The organism is Polaromonas sp. 39-63-25 (genome assembly GCF_002278925.1).
In the GTDB taxonomy this organism is placed as follows: Bacteria; Pseudomonadota; Gammaproteobacteria; order Burkholderiales; family Burkholderiaceae_C; genus Polaromonas.
This window is the reverse complement of record NZ_NCJH01000003.1, coordinates 35,423-51,207: the sequence shown is the minus strand read 5'-3', so window position 1 is coordinate 51,207 and position 15,785 is coordinate 35,423. Positions and strand designations below refer to the sequence as shown.

General features: G+C 64.2%; 14 protein-coding genes. 8 read left to right on the top strand and 6 right to left on the bottom strand.

Annotation, left to right across the window (positions count from 1 at the left end; translation table 11 throughout):
* Window positions 1-9: 9 nt before the first annotated feature.
* On the bottom strand, window positions 10-1,170 hold the full coding sequence (gene sucC / locus B7X65_RS04605) for an ADP-forming succinate--CoA ligase subunit beta (protein ID WP_293593120.1): 1,161 nt from the start codon (window positions 1,168-1,170) through the stop codon (window positions 10-12).
* A 197-nt stretch (window positions 1,171-1,367) separates the two neighbouring features.
* Here sucC and argC point away from each other — a divergent pair, with 197 nt between their 5' ends.
* On the top strand, window positions 1,368-2,291 hold the full coding sequence (gene argC, locus B7X65_RS04600) for an N-acetyl-gamma-glutamyl-phosphate reductase (protein WP_293593119.1): 924 nt from the start codon (window positions 1,368-1,370) through the stop codon (window positions 2,289-2,291).
* A 79-nt stretch (window positions 2,292-2,370) separates the two neighbouring features.
* Here argC and recX read toward each other — a convergent pair whose 3' ends face one another.
* Complete coding sequence (gene recX, locus B7X65_RS04595) at window positions 2,371-2,844, bottom strand: recombination regulator RecX (protein ID WP_293593118.1); 474 nt, start codon at window positions 2,842-2,844, stop codon at window positions 2,371-2,373.
* A gap of 107 nt (window positions 2,845-2,951) precedes the next feature.
* A complete protein-coding gene (recA, locus tag B7X65_RS04590) occupies window positions 2,952-4,067 on the bottom strand; it encodes a recombinase RecA (RefSeq protein ID WP_293593117.1) in 1,116 nt (371 codons plus the stop codon).
* 167 nt (window positions 4,068-4,234) lie between these two features.
* On the opposite strand from recA, the gene B7X65_RS04585 reads away from it, so the two are divergent.
* The 4 genes from B7X65_RS04585 (at window position 4,235) to B7X65_RS04570 (ending at window position 7,994) form a co-directional block, all read left to right on the top strand.
* On the top strand, window positions 4,235-4,738 hold the full coding sequence (locus tag B7X65_RS04585; RefSeq protein WP_293593116.1) for a MarR family winged helix-turn-helix transcriptional regulator: 504 nt from the start codon (window positions 4,235-4,237) through the stop codon (window positions 4,736-4,738).
* 114 nt (window positions 4,739-4,852) lie between these two features.
* The gene (locus B7X65_RS04580; protein WP_096666079.1) at window positions 4,853-5,527 is read left to right on the top strand and encodes a response regulator transcription factor; all 675 of its coding nucleotides are present in this window, start codon (window positions 4,853-4,855) and stop codon (window positions 5,525-5,527) included.
* A gap of 140 nt (window positions 5,528-5,667) precedes the next feature.
* A complete protein-coding gene (locus B7X65_RS04575; RefSeq protein ID WP_293593239.1) occupies window positions 5,668-7,104 on the top strand; it encodes a sensor histidine kinase in 1,437 nt (478 codons plus the stop codon).
* A gap of 62 nt (window positions 7,105-7,166) precedes the next feature.
* Window positions 7,167-7,994, top strand: a complete 828-nt coding sequence (locus B7X65_RS04570) for a gamma-glutamyl-gamma-aminobutyrate hydrolase family protein (protein ID WP_293593115.1) — start codon at window positions 7,167-7,169, stop codon at window positions 7,992-7,994.
* A 630-nt stretch (window positions 7,995-8,624) separates the two neighbouring features.
* On the opposite strand, the gene B7X65_RS04565 is transcribed toward B7X65_RS04570, so the two are convergent.
* Together B7X65_RS04565 and B7X65_RS04560 are read right to left on the bottom strand one after the other, a co-directional pair.
* On the bottom strand, window positions 8,625-11,594 hold the full coding sequence (locus B7X65_RS04565; protein WP_293593114.1) for a DNA topoisomerase III: 2,970 nt from the start codon (window positions 11,592-11,594) through the stop codon (window positions 8,625-8,627).
* Window positions 11,591-12,109, bottom strand: a complete 519-nt coding sequence (locus tag B7X65_RS04560; protein ID WP_293593113.1) for a TlpA disulfide reductase family protein — start codon at window positions 12,107-12,109, stop codon at window positions 11,591-11,593. The genes B7X65_RS04565 and B7X65_RS04560 overlap by 4 nt, the downstream gene beginning before the upstream one ends.
* A gap of 74 nt (window positions 12,110-12,183) precedes the next feature.
* On the opposite strand from B7X65_RS04560, the gene B7X65_RS04555 reads away from it, so the two are divergent.
* The 3 genes from B7X65_RS04555 (at window position 12,184) to B7X65_RS04545 (ending at window position 14,584) form a co-directional block, all read left to right on the top strand.
* Window positions 12,184-12,903: an SET domain-containing protein-lysine N-methyltransferase gene (locus B7X65_RS04555; protein ID WP_293593112.1), complete on the top strand. Its 720-nt coding sequence runs from the start codon at window positions 12,184-12,186 to the stop codon at window positions 12,901-12,903.
* A 128-nt stretch (window positions 12,904-13,031) separates the two neighbouring features.
* Window positions 13,032-13,898, top strand: coding sequence for a biotin--[acetyl-CoA-carboxylase] ligase (locus B7X65_RS04550; RefSeq protein WP_293593111.1), 867 nt, complete (start codon window positions 13,032-13,034; stop codon window positions 13,896-13,898).
* Window positions 13,892-14,584 carry an SPOR domain-containing protein gene (locus B7X65_RS04545; protein WP_293593110.1) on the top strand — a complete coding sequence of 231 codons (693 nt, stop codon included), beginning with the start codon at window positions 13,892-13,894 and terminating at the stop codon, window positions 14,582-14,584. The genes B7X65_RS04550 and B7X65_RS04545 overlap by 7 nt, the downstream gene beginning before the upstream one ends.
* Before the next feature lie 92 nt (window positions 14,585-14,676).
* On the opposite strand, the gene B7X65_RS04540 is transcribed toward B7X65_RS04545, so the two are convergent.
* On the bottom strand, window positions 14,677-15,609 hold the full coding sequence (locus B7X65_RS04540; protein ID WP_293593109.1) for a LysR family transcriptional regulator: 933 nt from the start codon (window positions 15,607-15,609) through the stop codon (window positions 14,677-14,679).
* Between the last annotated feature and the right edge of the window lie 176 nt (window positions 15,610-15,785).

Genomic DNA, 15,785 nt, shown 5'->3' with positions numbered 1-15,785 from the left:
TCTCCTGGCTTACTTGACGGCGGCCACGATTTTGGTCGCAGCTTCAGCCATGGTGTCTGCGGCAATGATGGGCAGACCGGAGTCCGCCAACATTTTCTTGCCCAGGTCTTCGTTGGTGCCCTTCATGCGCACCACCAGCGGAACCGAGAGGTTCACGACCTTGCAGGCGGTGATCACACCGTCGGCAATCGTGTCGCACTTCATGATGCCGCCGAAGATGTTGACCAGGATGCCTTTGACATCGGGGTTCTTCAGCATGATCTTGAAGGCTTCGGTGACTTTTTCGGCTGTGGCGCCACCGCCGACGTCCAGGAAGTTGGCCGGCTCGCCGCCGAACAGCTTGATGGTGTCCATGGTCGCCATGGCCAGACCGGCGCCGTTGACCAGGCAACCGATGTTGCCATCCAGGGAGATGTAGGCGAGGTCGAACTTGGACGCCTCGACTTCGGCCGGGTCTTCTTCGTCCAGATCACGCAGGGCCACGATTTCGGGGTGGCGGAACAGCGCGTTCGGGTCAAAGTTGAACTTGGCGTCCAGCGCGATGAGCTTGTTCTTGCTGTCGCGGTTCAGGGGATTGATTTCCACCAGCGATGCGTCGGTGTCCATGTAGCACTTGTAGAGCTTCTGGAACACGTCCACGGCCTGGGCGGTGGACTCTGCCGGCAGCCCGATGCCGTTGGCAATCTTGGTGGCCTGCGCGTCGCTCAGCCCGGTGAGCGGGTCAATGAACTCGGTGATGATCTTTTCGGGGGTGGAGTGCGCCACTTCCTCGATGTCCATGCCGCCTTCGCTCGACGCGATGAAGGCCACCTTCTGGGTGGCGCGGTCGGTCACGATGGAAACGTAATATTCTTTCTGGATGTCAGCGCCGTCTTCAATGTACAGGCGGCGGACCTTCTGGCCTTCCGCGCCAGTCTGGTGCGTGACCAGTTGCATGCCGAGGATCTCGCCGGCGAGTTTTTTCACGTCTTCGATGCTGCGCGCCAGCTTGACGCCGCCGCCCTTGCCGCGTCCGCCGGCATGGATCTGGGCCTTCACCACCCAGACCGGTCCGCCCAGTTTCTGGGCGGCTTCGACGGCCTCTTGGACGGTGAACGCAGGAATGCCGCGCGGCGTGGGGACACCAAAGTTGCGCAAGATTTCCTTGCCTTGGTACTCGTGAATTTTCATGAAATTACTTCCAGGAGTCGGTAAAAAGGGGCGTTCGCCGAAGTGATGTCAATCTGCCACATTTGCGCAGAATTCACCAAAATGTAACGCCTTCGGTCACTGCACGCAGCAGCGCAGAACTGTATCATGTTGCGATGCACAATTCTTGTGCGCGGCTTACACCGCCCTTCTAAGCACTTTCAGCAGGAAAAAGCCACATGGCCAAGGTCTTTATCGACGGCGAAGCAGGAACCACGGGTTTGCAGATCCGGGAACGCCTGCAAGCCATGCCCGCCATCGAGCTGGTCAGCATCGCGCCCGAGCTGCGCAAGGACGCTGCTGCCAAGCGCGCGCTGATGGGCACGGTCGACCTGGTGGTGCTGTGCCTGCACGATGACGCGGCACGGGAATCGGTGGCCATGATCGACGACCTGGCACGCGTCAGCGGCAAAAAAGGGCCGAAGATCATCGACGCCTCCACCGCGCACCGCACCGCGCCGGGCTGGGTGTTTGGCTTCCCCGAACTGGCGGCCGGCCAGCGTGAAGCCGTGGCCAACGCCGACCGCGTGGCCAACCCCGGCTGTTATTCGACCGGCGCGATCGCCCTGATTCGCCCGCTGGTCGATGCCGGCCTGCTGCCCCTGGACTACCCATTGGCGTTGCCCGCAGTCAGCGGTTACTCAGGCGGTGGCCGCACCATGATTGAAGACTACGAAGCCGGCAAGGCGCCGCCGTACCAGATCTACGGCCTGAACCTCAAACACAAGCACCTGCCGGAAATCATGCGCTACACCGGGCTGACACGCCGGCCGGTGTTCACGCCATCCGTCGGCAACTTCAAGCAGGGCATGCTGGTGCAGCTACCACTGCACCTGGATTTGCTCCCCGGCCGGCCAACGGCCGTGCAGTTGCAGGACGCGCTGGCGCGCCACTATGCGGGCAGCCAATGGGTCACGGTCGAGCCGGTGGGTGACAGCACTTCGATAGACGCGCTCGCGCTGAACGACACCAACAAGATGGAATTGCGGGTGTTCGGCAACGAGGAGTTCCGCCACGCGGTGCTGATTGCGCGGCTGGACAACCTCGGCAAGGGCGCTTCCGGCGCAGCCGTGCAAAACCTCGAGCTCATGCTGGGCCTGTAAGGCGCTACATATTTTGTAGCTGTTGGCGCCCGCGTTGATTGGGCTAGAGGCCAATTCCTTGAAACAGGGGTGGCCGCCGTCAGTCGTCCTCGGCTTGCGACACCACACGGCGGATCGCCTCCGCCCCAAAACCGCGAGCCGCCAGAAAACGCATCTGCTTTCCGCGGGCTGCGGCGTCGGCCGCCGGCTCGCCGAACTTCCTGCGCCAGACCTCGCGGGCGCGTTCGACCTCACTGGCTTTCAGGCTGCTCACAGCTTCGGCCACAGCCTCGGGCGCCAGTCCCTTGCCCTGCAGCTCATGGCGGATGCGCGCCGCACCAAAACGCGCGGCGCGCCGGTTGATGACCGATTCCACCACCCGCGCCTCGCTGATGAAGTCCTTGGCCTGCAGGTCGTCCAGCACCTGGGCCAGTTGCTCGGGCGACTCGGCATGTGCTGCCAGCTTGCGCTCGAGCTCGCTGCGCGAGTGCTCACGTTGCGCGAGACAGCGCAAGGCCCGGCCTTTGAGGGACAGGCCGAAACCCGGTGTCGCGGGAGGTTTGCCTGGTGTCATGCCGACATTCCGTCGTCAACTACTACTGTTTTGATAGCTACTTGCGATTTACAGACAAGGGCTGGAGCCTGATTTGGCATAAAACCTGGCATACCAGCCCCGTCTTTTCAGGCGGCCGCGACTTTGGAGGCTTTTTCAACCTTGTCTGCTTTTTCGGCCTTCTCCGCCTTTTCCGGCTTGTTGCCGACCGCCTCCTGGATCAAGGGGATGCCCAGCGACTCGCGCACCTTGTTTTCGATTTCCATGGCCAGCTCCGGGTTTTCCTTCAGGAATTCACGCGAGTTGTCGCGGCCCTGGCCGATTTTTTCGCCATTGAAGGCGTACCAGGCACCAGCTTTCTCGACAATGTGGCCGGCCACCCCGAGATCCAGCACCTCGCCCAGGCGGCTGATGCCTTCACCGTAAAGGATGTCGAACTCCGCCATCTTGAACGGCGAGGCGACCTTGTTCTTGACCACCTTGACCCGGGTTTCATTGCCGACGACTTCCTCGCCCTTCTTGATCGAGCCGATACGGCGGATGTCCAGGCGCACCGAGGCGTAGAACTTCAGCGCATTGCCGCCGGTGGTGGTTTCGGGGCTGCCGAACATCACGCCGATCTTCATGCGGATCTGGTTGATGAAGATGACCATGCAGTTGGCCTTCTTGATGTGGGCCGTCAGCTTGCGCAGCGCCTGGCTCATCAGGCGGGCCTGCAGGCCGGGCAGGGAGTCGCCCATTTCGCCCTCGAGCTCGGCCTTGGGTGTCAGCGCCGCGACCGAGTCGACCACGATCAGGTCCACCGCGCCGGAGCGGGTCAGCGAGTCGACAATTTCCAGGGCCTGCTCACCAGTGTCGGGCTGGGAAATCAGCAGGTCCTGCAGGTTCACGCCGAGTTTTTGCGCGTACTGGATGTCCAGCGCGTGTTCCGCATCGACAAAGGCGCAGGTGCCGCCGAGTTTTTGCATTTCGGCAATCACCTGCAAGGTCAGCGTGGTTTTGCCGGACGACTCCGGACCGTAGATTTCAACGACCCGGCCGCGCGGCAGGCCGCCGACGCCGAGCGCAATGTCCAGGCCCAGCGAGCCGGTGGAGACCACCTGGATGTCCTCGATCACCTCGCCGGCGCCCAGTTTCATGATGGTGCCTTTGCCGAACTGCTTCTCGATCTGGGCCAGCGCGGCTTGCAGGGCTTTGGCTTTTTCGGTGTTCAGGGCGGGGTTGGTCTTGTTTGGCAGGTCCATGGAAAAACTCCTTGAGGGTCGGTGAGGGAAAACTTTTGGCTTCGGATACCAGCTCTGCTTTTAATTACAGTACTGGGTGCATGACCAGTACTTTATGGCTGTCATATAAATAAGTAAACCCTGTTTTTAGTCAGTTTGCCTGATCAATTGGGTTTATCATTTTCGGCATGGATTCCAGCCTTGTTGACGCCCCCATCCACCCGCCTGCTGACGAGGAAAACTGGCGCCTCACGCACCTGGGCCGCCTGCTGGGCCACGCCTTGCGGCGCTTCGACGAACGGGTGCTGGTGCTGATGGCGCGCAACGTGGACGTGCCGCTGGCGCTGTCGAATCTGGCGGCCCGTGCCCAGGTGGGTGCGGCGCACATCCACATCACGCGCCACCTGGCGGTCGGCGGTTCGCGCCTGACCGACCTGGCGCAAAGCGCCGGCATGAGCAAGCAGGCCATGGGCGACCTGGTGGACCAGTGCGAGGCCTGGGGCCTGGTCATACGCGAGCCCGATCCGCACGACAGGCGCGCCCGCACCGTGGTGTTCACCGCCGCCGGCCTGCTCTGGCTGCAGGCCTTTCGCGACGCTGTGGCGCAGGCCGAAGCCGAATTCCGCCAGGCTGTGGGCACCGACGTGGCCACCGTGGTGGCGCTGGGGCTGGAAGCGTATGCCGGCGCTTGAAGTCTGTCAGCAAACCACAGCCGATAAAAGCCTAGAATTTGGAAAACAGCCCCAGAGCCGTTTCACCCTGTACGTTCCGCCGGACCGCGCCAGGGACCCCCTCAGGAGACAAACATGCGTATTTTGATTGCCGAAGACGACCAGGTGCTGGCCGACGGCTTGCTGCGTACGCTGCGGGCTTCCGGCGCGGCGGCCGACCACGTGGCCAGCGGCACCGAAGCCGATGCCGCGCTGATGACCAACACCGAGTTCGACCTCTTGATCCTGGACCTGGGCCTGCCGCGCATGCACGGGCTGGAAGTGCTCAAGCGCCTGCGCGCGCGCGGCTCGGCCATGCCGGTGCTGATCCTCACCGCCGCCGACAGCGTCGAGGAACGCGTCAAGGGCCTGGACTACGGCGCCGACGATTACATGGCCAAACCGTTTTCGTTGCAGGAGCTCGAAGCGCGGGTGCGCGCGCTGATCCGGCGCGGCATGGGCGGCGCCAGCAGCACCATCAAGCACGGCCCGCTGGTGTACGACCAGGCCGGCCGCGTGGCCACCATCGACGGGCAGATGCTGGAGCTGTCGGCGCGCGAACTCGGGCTGCTGGAAGTGCTGCTGCAACGCGCCGGCCGCCTGGTCAGCAAGGACCAACTGGTCGAGCGCCTGTGCGAATGGGGCGAGGAGGTCAGCAACAATGCGATCGAGGTCTACATCCACCGGCTGCGCAAGAAAATCGAAAAAGGCCCGGTGCGGATTGCCACAGTGCGCGGCTTGGGCTACTGCCTAGAGAAGATCCCAGGCTAGTGAATGTGGCCCCCACGTTCGCTCGCTGCGCGTAGCTCTCTGCCCCCCGAGGGGGCCGCTGCGCCTGCGGCCCGACAAAGCCGGCTCCGCGGCCCCGGCCGGCTTGAAGACAACGCCACCGTACTTTTCGAGCTGTGGCACTGAGACTCTTTCAGCGCGAACGGCGCAGCCTGTTCGGGGAGATCCTCGACTGGATGCTCACGCCGCTGCTGTTGCTGTGGCCGATCAGCCTGGCGCTGACCTGGCTGGTGGCGCAGAACATTGCCGGCAAACCCTTTGACCGCGCGCTCGAGTACAACGTGCAGGCGCTGAGCAAACTGATCGTCGTCAAAAACAAGCAGGTGCAGTTCAACCTGACGGCGCCGGCACGCGAGATCCTGCGTGCCGACGACACCGACCTGGTGTTCTACCAGGTGCTGGGCGCGCGCGGCGAGTTCATCAGCGGCGAACACGACCTGCCCCTGCCGACAGACGAGGAGATGACCTTTGACGGCGAAGTACGGCTGCGCGAGGACATCATGCAGGGGCAGGACGTGCGTGTGGCCTACACCTGGATCAAGGTCGATGTGGCGGGCGGCCACCCGATCCTGATCCAGGTGGCCGAGACGCTGGAAAAGCGCAAGACGCTGGCCACCGAGATCGTCAAGGGCGTGATGGTGCCGCAGTTTGTCACGCTGCCGCTGGCCGTGCTGCTGGTCTGGCTGGCGCTGGTGCGCGGCATCAAGCCGCTGGACCAGCTGGAAAAACGCATACGCGCACGCAAGTCCGACGACATGAGCCCGCTCGACGAAAGCATCGTGCCCGAAGAAGTCGCGCCACTGGTGTCGTCCATCAACGACCTGCTGGGCCGGCTCAAGGTGCTGCTGACCACGCAGAAGCGCTTTCTGGCCGACGCCGCCCATCAGCTCAAGACCCCGCTGGCCGGGCTGCGCATGCAGGCCGACCTGGCACAGCGCGAAACCGACGCCGACGAACTGAAAAAGTCCCTCAAGCAGATCGGCCGCGCCAGCATACGCGCCACCCACACCGTGAATCAGTTGCTGGCCCTGGCCCGCGCTGAAACCACCGGCCGCAGCCTGGCCAAGCAGCGGCTGGACCTGGTGCACATCCTGGCCGAGGCCATCCAGGACTCGGTGCCGCGGGCGCTGGAAAAACGCATCGACCTCGGCTACGAAGGCCCGCCGGCCGGCGAAGCCGCCAACATGCTGGAAGCCAACCCCACACTGCTCAAGGAGCTGACGCGCAACCTCCTGGACAACGCGCTCAACTACACACCCGAGGGCGGGCAGGTCACGGTGCGCCTGCTGACCGACCGCTTCAGCGGCGTGGTGGTGCTGCAGGTCGAGGACTCGGGCCCGGGCATCCCGGCCGCCGAGCGCGAGCTGGTGCTGCAGCCGTTTTACCGCGCGCTCGGCACCAATGTCGACGGTTCGGGACTGGGGCTCGCCATCGCGGAGGAAATCGCCAAACAGCATGGCGCCACCGTCGCGGTTGATGACGCCGTGCCCGGCCACACGCCGCCGGGGACACGCATCACCGTTCGGTTCATGGGGTTTGCCGACCTGCCGCAGGAATAAAGGCCGGCACCTCACTACACTGGGCACTGCCCCCGAACCGACGACCTGCGACTGGATCCGCGATGCGCAAAACGACAGCCATGAACAGCCAGCGCCACATGCGCACCCGGCTCAAAATCGGCCTCTCGGCCTGCTTTTCCCACGCCGACCCGACGCGTTCGCTGTTCACCGGCAAAACCCTGCAATACGTCGAGCAGACGGTCGCCCACTGGATCATGTCCTCGGGCGCGATGGTGGTCATGGTGCCCTGTCCGACCGGCGCCACCCAGCGCGGCGATGCGGGTTTCGACGACTATGCCCAGTGGCTCGACGGCCTGGTGCTGCACGGCGGCGCCGATGTCTGGCCCGGCAGCTACGGCGAAGAGCCGCTCGAAGAACGCTGGTCCGGCGACCGCGTGCGCGACGACTACGACAAGGCCATGGTGGCGTCTTTCGAAAAAGCCGGCAAGCCGGTGTTCGGCATCTGCCGCGGCCTGCAGCTGCTCAATGTGGCCTTCGGCGGCACGCTGTACCAGGACATCGCCACCCAGGTGCCCGAGTCCTTCCTGCATCGCGACGCGGTGGTCTACGACCAGAACTTCCACAGCGTGGAGATCGTGCAGGGCACGCAGTTGTCCCGCCTTTACCCTGGCGTGGAACGCGCACGTGTCAACAGCATTCACCATCAAGGCATCAAGAAGCTGGCGCCCGAGTTCGTGGCCGAAGCCTTCAGCGTGCCCGACGGCATGGTGGAAGCCATACGCCGCAAGGACCCGGCCAAAAGCTACATCGCGGCGCTGCAGTGGCACCCCGAGTTTCACCAGCCGGGTTCGGACACGATTGACGATGCGGCGGTACTGGAGGATTTTCTTTCCGCGGTGGCGGCGGCGAAGAAGCACGCTACGGCCTGACATGCCGCCGGCTGCGTGCCGAACAAGCCTCCAGCCCTTACTGGACAAGCGCAAACAGCTACCTAATTTATAGCAAAATTTCCTGACACGGGTCCATTCCGGACTTGATCCGAGATCCATGTTTGCCGGCTACCGACTGTGTTTTTGACCGTGTGTGGTTCGCCTGCAGGCCGGGTCTCGCCCCGGCGGGCGAGGCACTTTACTTTTGCGTCGCCAAAAGAAAGTACCCAAAGAAAAGGCGACCCGATGGTCTGGGTCCTTCCGCTTCGCTCCAGGCAGCCTGCGGTGCTCGACAAAAGCGGGGGCTCGCTCGAACTCGGCTCCGCCTCAGACAATCGCGAGCCCTGATCCGCTTTTGCCTGCGCTCCTCGGCCCAGCCCGACGGGGAGGGAACGAAGAGAAATACCAAACTCCGAATTCGGAGAGACCTGACGCGCGCAGCGCGTCAGGTCGGAGAACGTGGCTGTGATGTTTGCACGCGGACGCAACACACGCAGCCAAATGAAGTCCCCCTCCATCGCCCAGCGGGGCGAGGGCAGGGGCTAGGGGTGGGGAGTTGCCCCTACTGTCCAAGGCAGACCGCGGTCGCAGCGTGATGCCGGCGAAGGGAGCCGTGCAAAGCCGTGGAATTTACTCGGCTGTCAAATGCTTCCCGACAATCCCCGCCAGCTCAAACATCGTCACCTGCGGCTTGCCGAACACAGCCAGCAGCTTGGCATCGGCGTTGATGGCGCGTTTGTTGGCCGCGTCCTGCAGGCCTTCGGCCTTGATGTAGTCCCAGAGTTTCTTGATGACCTGGGTGCGCGCCACCGGTTCGGAACCAATCACCGCGGCCAGTGCGTCGCTGGGTTTGAGGCCACTGCCTGGCTTGGCAACGCGCGGCACTTTCGGCTTGGCGGTTTTGGCAGCGGGGGCTTTTTTGGCCGCGACTTTTTTGGCCGCCGCCTTTTTGGCGGCGGGTCCGGCAGTCTTCGCGGCCACTGTTTTCCCGAACGGCGTTTTCACCGTGCCGGTCCGCGGCGGGCCGGCGGTCTTGCGCGGCGGAAACTTGGATGGCGCAAACTCGAAGTTGACCTTGCCGGCTTCGGCGTCCCAGGCCAGCATGGCCTTGAAGGGGCGGCGCGTGCGCATGGAGACAAACTTGTCGAGCAAATCGGTCTTGCCGGTCGTGAGCAGCTTGACCATCTGCTCGCGCTCCACCGGCTGCTGCAATATCATCTGGCCGGTCTTGAAGTCGCAGCTCGGTGTCGGTTGCGCGTTGGTCGGCACCGACTTTTCGCAGACGTAATTCTTGCCGTGTTCGAACACGCCCGCACCGCACTTGGGGCAGGCCCCCAGTGACTGCTGGGCGCTGAAGTCGACGATCTCGCCGGTTTCGCCGGCCTTGTCGTCGCCGAAGTCGAACTCGAGCTTGTAGTTCTTGGTCTCTTCGTCGAACTTGATGACCATCTCGGCGGTGAAAGGCCAGCCGGCCTTGGAGCGGAAGCCGTCCAGCGGGCCGATCCGCTTGTCGCGCAGGAACTGTTCGACCTCGGCCACCTCGAAGGTGCGGCCGGCCGGTGTCTTGCCGAACGAAAAGCCGCAGCCTTCCGCGCCGTTCTTGCCGGTGCAGGTGTAGCGCCGGTAGTTTTCCTTGATCACGCCGCCGCAGTTGGGGCAGGGCGCGCTCAGCGTGGCGTAGTCGCCGGGAATCGTGTCCTTGTCGTAACCCTTGGCCTTGTCGACCAGGTTTTTGGTCATGGCGGCAATTTCGGCCATGAAGGTCTCGCGGCTGAGCTTGCCGTGTTCCATCTGCGCGAGTTTGTATTCCCACTCGCCGGTCAGGTCGGCGCGAGAGAGCTCTTCCACGCCCAGGCCGCGCAGCAAGGTCATGAGCTGAAAGGCCTTGGCCGTCGGAATCAGTTCGCGGCCTTCGCGCAGCATGTATTTCTCGTTGATCAGGCCCTCGATGGTGGCCGCGCGCGTGGCCGGTGTGCCCAGCCCTTTTTCCTGCATGGCTTCACGCAGCTCGTCGTCGTCGATCGTCTTGCCGGCGCCTTCCATCGCACCCAGCAGGGTCGCTTCCGAATAGCGGGCGGGTGGACGGGTCTTGAGTCCCTTGGCTTCGACCACCTCGGCACGCACCATCTCGCCGGGTTTCACCGGCACCAGGCTCTGGCCCTTGTCGCCTTCCTTGGCATCCGCCACTTCATCGGCGGCTTCCTTGCCGTAAATCGCCAGCCAGCCCGGCTTGACGAGCACCTTGCCCTCGGTCTTGAAGCTGTGGCCGACGGCCTGGGAAATCCGCGTGGTCACCAGGTATTCGGCGCTCGGGAAAAACACCGCCATGAAGCGGCGCACCACCAGGTCGTACAGCTTTTGCTCGGCGTCACTCAGGCCGCTGGGCGCCTGCAGCGTTGGGATGATGGCAAAGTGATCGCTCACCTTGCTGTTGTCGAAAATGCGCTTGCTGGGCTTGATGTAGTTGCCCTTGAGCGCCGTCGCCGCATGGGGGGCCAGGTGTTTCATGGAACTGGCGGCCAGCATTTCAAAGGTCTGCTTGACCACCGGCACATAGTCCTCCGGCAGTGCACGCGAATCGGTACGCGGGTAGGTCAGCGCCTTGTGGCGTTCATACAGGCTTTGCGCAATCGACAGCGTGGTCTTGGCCGAAAAGCCGAACTTGCCGTTGGCCTCGCGCTGCAGCGAGGTCAGGTCAAACAGCAGCCCCGCGGCCTGCGTGGTCGGCTTGCTTTCTTCGGTCACCGTGGCGGCCTTGCCGCGCACCGCTTCGGCAATCGCGAGTGCTTCGCGTTCGGACCAGACGCGGTCGGCTTTCAACTCGGCATCGGGCTCGGTGTTGTCGGCATTGGCGGCCGCTTTTTTCCACTTCGGGTCAAACCACTTGGCCGGGTACTCGCCGGCCTCGGCCAGGAAACTCGCGTGGATTTCCCAGTAGTCCCTGGACACGAACTTGCGGATTTTTTCCTCGCGCTCGACCACCACCGACAAGGTCGGCGTCTGCACGCGCCCCACGGTCGTCAGAAAGAAGCCGCCATCGCGCGAATTGAAGGCCGTCATGGCGCGCGTGCCGTTGATGCCGACCATCCAGTCGGCCTCCGAGCGGCAACGCGCCGCATCGGCCAGCGGCAACATCTGCGCATCGGTGCGCAGGCTGTCAAAACCTTCGCGGATCGCGGCCGGCGTCATGGACTGCAGCCACAGGCGCTTGACCGGGTGCGCGCTCTTGGCGTACTGCTGGATCAGGCGGAAGATCAGCTCACCCTCGCGGCCCGCGTCGCAGGCGTTGACGAGGGCGCCCACGTCCTTGCGTTTGGTCAGCTTGACGATGGCATTGAGCCGCGTCTTGGTCTTGTCCATCGGCTTGAGGTCGAAGTAGGGCGGGATCACCGGCAGGTTGGCAAAACTCCATTTGCCGCGCTTGACGTCGAACTCCTCCGGCGCCTGGATTTCCACCAGGTGGCCGACGGCCGAGGTGACCAGCCAGTCGTCGCTCTCAAAGTACTCATCGTGCTTTTCAAACTTGCCCGCGGTCGGCGTCATCGCCCGCACGATGTCCTGTGCAACCGAGGGTTTTTCTGCAATCACCAGCGTTTTCATAAGTACTTCTTCAAACCTTCTACATCTTCAGGGAGCATTTCCCCGGCTTCGGCAAACAGGACTTTTCCACGCTTGCCACTGACTTTCACAGCCACCACCACCGGCAGACCGTCCGGTTTGGGCAGCACTTTGGCCACTTCAGGGCTCAGCATCCCGGCGGGAAAACTGTAGCCCCTGACCTTCATATAGTTGACCGCCGCAGCGGCCTCCTTATCAATCGACAGCGCCAGAACCTCCAGGCCCCGCGCCTTCTGCGCACGCCATAAAGCCTCCATATGGGGCGACTGCACCGCACAAAAAGGGCACCAGCTGGCCCACCAGTACACCACAAGCACCTTTCCCTGCACTTGCCCGGGCGTCCAGGAGCGTCCATCCAGCAGGCTCAAGGCCGGCAAGGCCAGGGTGCTGCCGACCTGGGGCAAGGGGCTGTCCGAGCCCCTTGCCCACGCGGGCAGCCCCAGACCCGCGGCGGCCAGCGCGGCGACGGATTCGAGTGCCTTGCGGCGGTTCAACATGGCTTGCTCCTTGCGTGCTTCACTACAATAGCGGCTTCGCGCGTACGCACGCGCGCACCCGCATGTGCGCGCACATGCATGAATTAACCATACCAAAAAAATACGTCGTGTCAAAAACTCAGGTCTCTGCCCCCCTTTCCAGCCCGTCCGTCAAGCCCGCGCCCGACGCCGGCCGCCGTATTCAAACGCGCGTGTCCAACGTCCACGGCAAGGGGGTGTTTGCCGTGCAGGACCTCGCCGAAGGCGAGACGCTGATCGAATACGTGGGCGAAGTGATCACCTGGAAAGAAGCCCTGCGCCGCCACCCGCACGACCCGAAGGACCCGAACCACACCTTCTACTTTCACATCGATGAAAAACATGTCATTGACGCCAAGTACGGCGGCAACTCCTCGCGCTGGATCAACCACAGCTGCAAGCCCAACTGCGAGGCCGACGAGCAGGACGGCCGTGTCTTCATCAAGGCGCTGCGCAATATCAAGGCCGGCGACGAGCTGTTTTACGACTACGGCCTGATCATCGACGCGCCCTATACCAAGAAGCTGCTGGCCGAGTACCCGTGCTGGTGCGGTTCCCCCGACTGCCGCGGCACACTGCTCGCGCCCAAGGACGACAAGCCGGGCAAGAAGGAGAAGAAGAAAAAGTCTGAAAAGGCAGCCGCGGCCGACAAGCCGGTGAAGGGCAAGCAGCTCAGGAAAGAGCTCAACAAGGAACTCAAGAAAGTCCTGAAGAAGGCCGGAAAGACCGGTAAAGCCGCCAAACCGGTCAAACCCGCCAAAGGCAAAAAGCCCTGAGCCGTCATGGCGGGCCTGACCAGCCATCCATTGCCCCGGCTTGAGCGACCCAAACAGTTCGCGGTCATGGATCCCGGATCGAGTCCGGGATGACACGCCCTCCCGCACTGAAGCCCACAACCATCCCCATGAACACGCCACTCACCGCCCCCATCCGCTGGCCCGCCGAGGCCATCTGGGAGGCCGTGGCGCCCGTGCTGCCCGGCTTCACGGTCGAGGTGCTGCCGCAGATCGATTCGACCAACACCGAGCTGATGCGGCGTTTCCGGTCAGCCGGGCCGGACGCTTGCGGGCCCGTGCTGCTGGTGGCCGAGCAGCAAACCGCCGGCCGCGGCCGCATGGGCCGCAGCTGGCAAAGCAGCGTCGGCGACAGCCTGACCTTTTCCCTGGGCCTGCCGCTGCAGCCGGCCGACTGGTCGGGCCTGTCGCTGGTGGTCGGCATCAGCATCGCCGAGAGCCTGGAACCCGGCCACCGCGCCGCACCCGCCATCCGTCTCAAGTGGCCCAACGACCTGTGGCTGAGCGATGCCGGCGGCGAATCCAAGCTGGCCGGCATCCTGGTCGAAACCGCCAGCTGGGGCGAGCAGCGTTATGTGGTCATCGGCGTCGGCATCAACGTCCGACCGATGGCGCAGCCGCTGGCCCCTGGGGACGCCGGCCAGCCGGCCGCGCTGGCGCCCGGCGCCCTGCAGACGCTGCTGCCCGGCATCGACGTGGCGCAAACGCTGCTGCGCGTGGCGGCGCCGCTGGTGCAGGCGGTGCAGGCCTTCGGCCTGTTTGGTTTTGCGCCGTTTCAGGCCCGGTTTGCGGCGCGTGACGCGCTCGCCGGGCGCGCCGTGCAGCTGTCCGACGGCACCCAGGGCGTGGCCCACGGCGTCGGCGAAAACGGCGCGCTGCTGGTGCATACTGCGGCTGGCATGAAAGAAATCACCAGCTCCGAAGTCAGCGTCCGTCCCGTGACGCCCCCCACCGCAGGCAGCGCGCGCCCATGCTGAGGCTGCTGGTGTTGCTGCTGGCGCTGGCCAACGTCGCCTACTTCGCCTGGTCCCAAGGCGCGCTGGCCCCGCTGGGCATGGCGCCCGGCGTGCAGACCGAGCCCCAGCGCATGGCCACGCAGATCCGGCCCGAAGCCATCCGCCTGCTGACGGCCGACGAAGCCCAACAGATTGAAAACAGCGGCAGCGCCGCCCGGCCGGGCAATGGCGCCAGCGTCGCGGCGGAAGCCGCGGCCCCCGAATGCCTGCAGGCCGGCCTGTTCAACGAGCAGCAGACCACGGCGCTGCGGGCCAGCCTGGAAAAAGCGCTGCCCGCCGGCAGCTGGCAATTCGAAAGCAGCACCGAGCCGGCGCGCTGGATTGTCTACATGGGCAAATACACCACCGAAGACGCTCTGGCCAAAAAACGCAGCGAGTTGCGCCAGCTCGGCGTGGCCTTCCGTTCGGTCAACAACGAGACGCTGGCCCCCGGGCTGGCCCTGGCCAGCTTCACCCAGCAGGCCGACGCCGACAAAGAGCTCGCGCGTATTGCCACCAAGGGCGTGCGTACCGCCCGCGTGGTCCAGGAGCGCGCCGAGGCTCGCGGGCAGATCCTCAAGCTTGCCGCGGTGGACGCCGCCCTGCGCGAACAGCTCGACGCCCTCAAGCCACAGTTCGAAGGCAAGGCGCTGCGGCCCTGCCCTTGAATCGCTGCGAGCCCGGCTCGCTACATATTCAATAGCTGCTTGCGCCCGATGTATATGGGCTGACGGCCGATTTGTCTTAAAAATCCGCCAACTCAGCGGGACTCGGCACGTACCGGCCGCTTGAACAGCTTGTGCACCAGCGCGCGCATCCACTGGTGCGCCGGGTCCCTGTCGGTGCTGCTGTGCCAGACCAGGCGAACCTCGTAGGCCGGCACGCCGGGAATGCCCCAGACCCGGCAGTCGTAACGCTGGCGCAGGTTGCGCGCATACATTTCCGGCACGATGGACAGCAGGTCCGAGGTCAGCGCGAGCTCGGGCAACGCGCCGAAATGCCGGGCCCGCAGCACGATGCGGTCTTCCAGCTTCATGCGCGCCAGCATCTGCTCGACGCTGCCGTGAAAGGTCGCCGTCGGCGCGGCCACCACAAACGAGGCCTCGGCCAGTTGCTGCGCGGTCAGGGTGCGGCCGCTACGGCCGGAGGCGGGCCGCCACTGCGGCGCGGCGATGGCCACATAACGCTCGCGAAACAGCAGCTCGGTGCGTATGCCGCGGTGACGCGGCTGCAGGATGCCGATGGCCAGGTCGATCTCGCGCGCCTCCAGCGCCGCCGCCACGTCGCTGGAAGCCACCGAGATATTGGACAGGCGCGCCCCCGGCGCCTGGCTACGCATCGCGCCCGCCAGTTCCGGCAGGAACAGCATTTCCCCGAGGTCGGACAGCGACAGCCGCCAGTGCATGTCGCTGCTGGCCGGGTCGAACTCCTCGTGGCCGGTGACCAGCGTCTCCAGCGCCAGTAGCTGCGCCAGCACCGCGGGCGCCAGTTGCTCGCACAGGCGCGTCGGCTTCAGGCCGGACGGCGCGCGCACAAACAGCTCGTCTTCGAAAAAGTCGCGCAGCCGGGCCAGCGCATTGCTGGTGGCCGGCTGCGACAGCGCCAGAGTCTTGCCGGCCAGCGTCACTGAGCCGGTGCGGTGAATGGCCGCCAGCACGCGCAGCAGGTTGAGGTCGAGTTGACGGAAATTCATCGCCGCGCCTTTCGCGAAAGAGTCTGTGAAGGGTTCTCAGGGTTGTCCCGAATTATTGATCAAACAGATGTGCTCCATTCATACAATCCATTTGCATGATGCCTTCAAGCTGCGTAAATTGCGCTGCAAACAGAAGGCCATTGATGCAGCAAGCACCTATTTTTCAGACCCTGGAC